The organism is Streptomyces sp. NPDC040718 (assembly GCF_055593565.1).
This window is the reverse complement of the sequence record NZ_JBVIXO010000040.1, coordinates 1-4,005: the sequence shown is the minus strand read 5'-3', so window position 1 is coordinate 4,005 and position 4,005 is coordinate 1. Positions and strand designations below refer to the sequence as shown.

The following is a 4,005-nucleotide window of genomic DNA, read 5'->3' as shown; positions in this document are numbered from 1 at the left end:
GCGATCGAGGCCACCCACACCTTGTTGAAGCTGCTGCCCAGACGCGGCTGGGCGGCCTTCTCCTTGCCGGTGACTTTCAACAATTCTCCTGAGAATGAGTTTACGGACGCCTGTGGCGGGATCGAGATCCCGCCACAGGCCGGGGGAAACTAGGAGTTGCCCTGCTTCTTCGCGTTGAGGGCCAGCCTTTCGGCCAGGATCCGGCCTATTTCGGAGAGGGGGCCGGGCTGGGTCATGGCCCCGTGCGCGCAGTCGATGGCGTGTACTTCGATCCGCCCGTTCGCATGCGAGGACCAGACATCGGGACTGAGTCCACCGTCCGCGTGGTCGGCAGCCGCGGAAAAGAAGAGTATGTCGCCCATGAACTTGCCGACATTCAAGTGATCGCTCAAGTTGGCGGTGTCCACGAAGACTTCGACCAGGGCCGAGAACCCGTCCGCACCAAGGCCGGCGAGAGGGCTTTCCGGCGATGTCGGGTCATGTCCGACGGACTCGGCGATGGCCCCCATCACCTCCGGGCTGTCGTACGACAGCGGCTCGCCCTCCCAGCCGTCAGCGGGCAGGTAGCTGTCCATCATGGAGAGCAGGGCGACTTCCTCCCCCTCCTCCTGCAGGCGGACCGCGAGGGAGTGAGCCACGATGCCCCCGAAGGACCAGCCCAGGAGGGAGTACGGACCGGAGGGCTGAACTGCTCGGATCTCGTTCAGGTAGTCCTCGACCATGTCCTCGAGCCCGGGTGCCGAGGCGTCCGGCCGGCTGAACTTGCGGGCCTGCAGGCCGTAGAGCGGCTGCCGGCTGTCCAGATGGCGCAAGAGGCCCGAGTACGCCCAACTGAGACCGATCGCCGGATGGATGCAGAACAGCGGGTCGAGATCTCCTTCCGCGCGCAGGGGGAGCAGGGTTCCCAGCGAGCGCCCGGAGGGGTTCCCCGCCGTCGGCTCCAGCTGTTGGACGAGGCCGGCGATGGTAGGGGTCTGGAAGAAGGTCGGCACCTGCAGTTCGACGCCCAGGGTCGCGCGGATGCGGCTGATGAGACTGGCCGCGAGGAGGGAGTGGCCGCCGAGTTCGAAGAAGTTGTCGTCGATGCTGACGGCCGGAATGCCGAGGACCTCGGTGAAGAGCCGGCAGAGGGTTTCCTCCTGGGGGGTCCGCGGGGTGCGTCCGGTTCCGGGGGCGGGCAGGTCGGGGACGGGCAGGGCCCGCTGGTCGACCTTGTTGTTGGCGGTCAGGGGGAGTTGGTCGAGGACCATGAACGCGGCGGGGAGCATGTACTCGGGCAGCAGGCCGGTCGCCTGCGCGCGCAGCGCTACGGTGTCGACGGTGTCGGTGACGTTCTCGGGGACGAGGTAGGCCACGAGGCGCTTGTCGCCGGGCTGGTCCTCCCGGGCGACGACCGCGACCTGGGAGAGTCCGGGGAAGCGGCCGAGTACGGCTTCGATCTCGCCGAGTTCGATGCGGTAGCCGCGGATCTTGACCTGGTCGTCGGCCCGGCCCACGAACTCCAGCAGTCCTTCGCGGGACCAGCGGGCGAGGTCGCCGGTGCGGTACATGCGGCTGCCGGCCGGGCCGAGGGGGTCGGCCACGAACCGCTCCGCCGTCAGGTCCGCCCGCCCGAAGTAGCCCCGGGCCAGGCCGGCACCCGCGAGGTACAGCTCGCCGGCCACGCCCTGCGGGACGAGGTGCAGGCCGTCGTCGAGGACGTAGGCGCGCATGCCGTCCAGCGGACGGCCGATCGGCACCGGCGCAGGAACTTCGTCGGTGGCCTTCCAGGGGGCCTGGGTCGCGAACAGGGTGGTCTCGGTGGGACCGTAGGCGCAGCGGACGACGGTGTCCGGGCAGTGTTCCAGCACCCGCCGCACCGCGGTCGGGGAGATCACGTCACCACCGGTGATCACCTCGCGCACGTTCACGAAGCAGCCCGGGTCCTCCTCCGCCATCACGCGGAACAGGCCTGCGGTGATGTCCAGGCCGGTGATCTCCTCCTCGACGATCAGACGGGCCAGATCGGCGACCCCCAGGTCGCCTTCGGGCGTGATGACGGTCCGTCCGCCGTGCAGCAGCGGCACCCAGAAGGCGTACGTCGAGGGATCGAAGGCGTAGGAGGCCAGGAGGAGCACCCGCTCGTGCGCACCGGCGCCGAACATGCCGTCCACGGCCAGCTCGAGTACGTCTCGGTGGGTGACCGCCACGCCCTTGGGGCGGCCCGTCGAGCCGGACGTGTACATCACGTACGCCAGCTGCTCGGGCCGGCTCTCCACACCCGGGTCACTGACCGGGTAGCCGGCCAGCTCCGCGTCCTCGTCCACCACCACGACCGCGGGTGCGGCGGGCAGGCCGCGCTCGCGCATCGCCCGGTCGGCCAGCAGCACGGGCGCGGACGTCTCGTCGACGACCCGCTCCATCCGCTGCAGCGGGTACTTGCTGTGCAGGGGCAGGTAGAAGGCTCCGGCCTTCAGCACGGCCAGCAGAGCGACCACCACGTCCACGGAGCGTTCCATCAGCACCGCGACGGGCGCTTCCGGGCGCACTCCCAGACCCACCAGACGGTGCGCGAGCCGGTTCGCCCGCTCGTCCAGCTCCCGGTACGACAGCTCCCGCCCGGCACACCGCACCGCCACCGCGTCCGGGGACCGCAGCGCCTGAGCGGCGAAGGCCGCCTGCACCGAACCGGCCGGGAGCTCCTTACCCGGCTCCGCCGCGGCCGACGACCCCAACACCTGCTCCCGCTCGGTCGCCGACAGGAGTTCCGCCTCACTGATCCCGCGGTCCGGTGCGGTGCTGACCTGCGTCAGGACCCGTACCAGCTGGGCCGCCATCCGTTCGGCGGTGTCCTTCTGGAAGACGTCACTGCTGTACTCCAGCATTCCCTGGAGCCCGGTCGGACGGTTGTCGGCCTCGTAGTGCTCGTTGAGGATGAAGCCGAGATCGAACTTGGCCGTACGGGTACTGAGCAGGTCCTCGGCTTCGGTCACCACACCGGGCAGCGAGAACTCGTGTCCGCCGGTGTTCTGCAGGACCACCATGACCTGGAACAGCGGGTGGTGGGCCGGCGAGCGAGCCGGATTGACCGCCTCGACCACGCGCTCGAACGGAACGTCCTGGTGCATGTAGGCGGACAGGGCGGTCTTGCGGACCCGTTCGAGGAGTTCCCGGAACGTCGGGTTCCCAGAGGTGTCGGTGCGCAGCACGAGCGTATTGAGGAAGAGGCCGACCAGATCGTCGAGGGCCTCGTCGGTGCGTCCTGAGCTCGGGGTGCCGATCGGGATGTCCGTCCCCGCGCCCAATCGGCTCAGCAGGGTGGCGACAGCGGCCTGGAGCACCATGAACACCGTGGTGTTCGTGTCCCGGGCCAAGTCGATGAGCGCGCGGTGCAGTTCGGCGTCGATCCGGACCGGAACCATGTCGCCGCGGTAGCTGGCCACCTCCGGCCGGGGCCGGTCGAAGGGCAGCTCCAGCTGGTCGGGCACGTCCTGGAGGGTGTCCACCCAGTAGGACAGCTGCTCGTTCACCAGGGAGCGGGGGTCTTCTTCCGTGCCGAGGAGCTCACGCTGCCACAGGGTGTAGTCCGCGTACTGCACCGGCAGCGCGGACCACGCCGGTGCCAGACCCTGGAGCCGGGCGCGGTACGCCGTCTCCAGATCGCGTCCGAGCGGCCCCATGGAGGCGCCGTCGCTCCCGATGTGGTGCATGAGCAGCAGCAGTACCCGCTCCTCCGGGCCGGCCGTGAACAGCGTCGCCCGCAGCGGAGGCTCGGCGGACAGGTCGAAGACGTACTCGCCGGCCGTGCGGACCATCGCGTGCAGTTCGTCCGCACCACAGCTGACTCGGTGCAGCGTCGGATTCCACGCGTCCGCGCCCAGCACCGTCTGGACCGGGGCTCCGCCGATCTCCCGGAAGATCGTCCGCAGGCTCTCGTGCCGTGCCACCACGTCGCCCAGAGCCTGTTCGAGAACGGCCGCGTCCAGGTCGCCGGTGATCCGGAACGCCACCGGAACGTTGTAGGTG

The 4,005-nt window shown here is 69.5% G+C and carries 1 protein-coding gene; it reads right to left on the bottom strand.

Going from position 1 to position 4,005, the window contains the following annotated elements:
• Positions 1 to 149: 149 nt before the first annotated feature.
• Complete coding sequence (locus tag ACZ597_RS35520; protein WP_471339582.1) at positions 150 to 3,989, bottom strand: non-ribosomal peptide synthetase; 3,840 nt, start codon at positions 3,987 to 3,989, stop codon at positions 150 to 152.
• Between the last annotated feature and the right edge of the window lie 16 nt (positions 3,990 to 4,005).